Annotated in this window: 2 protein-coding genes; both read right to left on the reverse strand. The window is 44.2% G+C overall.

Annotated features, from left to right (window positions below):
- Window positions 1–116 precede the first annotated feature (116 nt).
- Window positions 117–1,244, reverse strand: a complete 1,128-nt coding sequence (tyrA, locus tag AB4653_RS24390; RefSeq protein WP_009848456.1) for a bifunctional chorismate mutase/prephenate dehydrogenase — start codon at window positions 1,242–1,244, stop codon at window positions 117–119.
- 117 nt (window positions 1,245–1,361) lie between these two features.
- Window positions 1,362–1,875, reverse strand: a 514-nt coding sequence (locus AB4653_RS24395; RefSeq protein ID WP_372105527.1) for a 3-deoxy-7-phosphoheptulonate synthase, incomplete at its 5' end; no start/stop codon positions are given.

Raw genomic sequence — 1,875 nt, forward strand, 5'->3', positions numbered from 1 at the left:
GGCCTATGATGATCTAATTGCTTTTAGCCTACAGTAGACCAAATGCTTTCATAGCATTCAGTACAAACAAAAAGAGCGACCTGATGGTCGCTCTTTTTTATGATTTCAAATCGTAATTAGCCTCGATGAATCGAGTCATGTGCTTGTTTTAGAAGACTTTGGCTCTCTTGCAAGAACTGCTGCGAGTAGTCGCCAAACCAATCACTGACTTGATTAAAGCTATCAACGAATTTAGCTTTATCTTTCCCATCCAAGATTTCCAATGCTTCACCGAAACGACTATGGAAACGTCGAATCATCTCAATGTTCTCATCTGAAGAAAGAATGATATCACCGTACAAGTTCGGGTCTTGAGCAAACAGACGACCAACCATCGCAATCTCAAGTCGGTAGATTGGCGAGCTTAACTTCAGAAGCTGATCAATGTTCGGGTTCTCTTTACTTAGGTGTAAGCCGTAAGCAAAAGAAGTGAAGTGACGGAGAGCTTGAATCAGAGTCATGCCGTGATCGTGTTCCGCAGCATCCATCTGGCAAAGGCTCGCGCCCCAAATACCAAATTGATTCAGCAACCATTGATAGCTTTCAGAACTACGCCCATCACTGTAAACAATCACTTGTTTCGCAAGGCTTGGAACATCAGGACCAAACATTGGGTGTAATCCAACCACAGGGCCTTGGTGCATGTCTAACATAGCTTGTAGAGGCTTTGATTTTATCGACGTCAAATCACAAAGAATACAATCGCTTGGTAGGTTACCCAACTTCGCAATCACACCTTCTGTCAGGTGAATTGGAACCGTTACAACCACAAGGCCAGCATTATCTAAGATCTCATCGGCTTTGTCCCAATCTTGGCTGCCAAGGATTTTCACTTCGTAACCAGAAAGCTTGAACATACGTCCAAACAGACCACCAAGCTGACCATTACCACCAACGATAACCACTGAACGTAACTCTGGGTTAAGGCACTTAAAACCAGAATCTTTTTCACTGGCATAAGACTCACGCATCGTACGACGTAAAATATCTTCGATTAACTGCGGTGGTACTCCTATTTTCTCGGCTTCTTGACGACGAGATGCCAACATTGCGGCTTCACGTTCCGGTACATAAATAGGTAAACCATGTTCACTTTTTACTTCACCGACTTTCTCCACTAGAGCCAGTCGTTGAGCCAGTAAATCCAACATTTGTTTATCGACAGCATCGATTTGGTCGCGTAATTCGTTCAGTTCAACGGCCATTTTATTCCTTACTCATCTATAAGCCCGTGCCAATCTAAAAGCCCGCACTGATGCAGGTTCGTTAGCAACAGATCTTAAAATGCCCCATTAGATGAGGCACTTAAATTTAAACTCTGACTAACCTTTCAAGCGGTTCTCTAAGAACGGGACTAATTCCGTATGTGCACGTTTCAATAGTGCCTCAGTTGAATCCCAATTGATACACGCGTCGGTAATAGATACACCGTATTTCATCTCATTGAGAGGTATATCTGAAGATTGGTTTCCTTCGTTAATATGGCTCTCAATCATCAGGCCGATAATCGACCTATTACCTTCACGAATCTGATGGATGACATCTTCAGCCACCAGCGGTTGACGACGGAAATCTTTACGAGAGTTCGCATGACTACAGTCGACCATTAGTGCCGCCTCTAAGCCAGATTTACCCAGCTCTTGCTCACATTCGTGTACCGATACTGAATCGTAGTTCGTCTGCTTACCGCCACGTAAAATTACGTGACCATTTGGGTTACCTTGCGTCGTTAGTAGTGCGACTTGACCTTCACGGCTGATACCCATGAAACGGTGGCTAGAAGAAGCCGCCTGCATTGCATTGATTGCAGTACCTAGATTGCCATCCGTACCATTC

Source organism: Vibrio sp. 10N.222.48.A3, assembly GCF_041475345.1.
Lineage (GTDB): Bacteria > Pseudomonadota > Gammaproteobacteria > Enterobacterales > Vibrionaceae > Vibrio > Vibrio tasmaniensis_A.

Bases quoted from the DNA above. Each gene is read 5' to 3' on its own strand.
- tyrA (WP_009848456.1), bottom strand. From the start codon at position 1,244: ATGGCCGTTGAACTGAACGAATTACGCGACCAAATCGATGCTGTCGAT.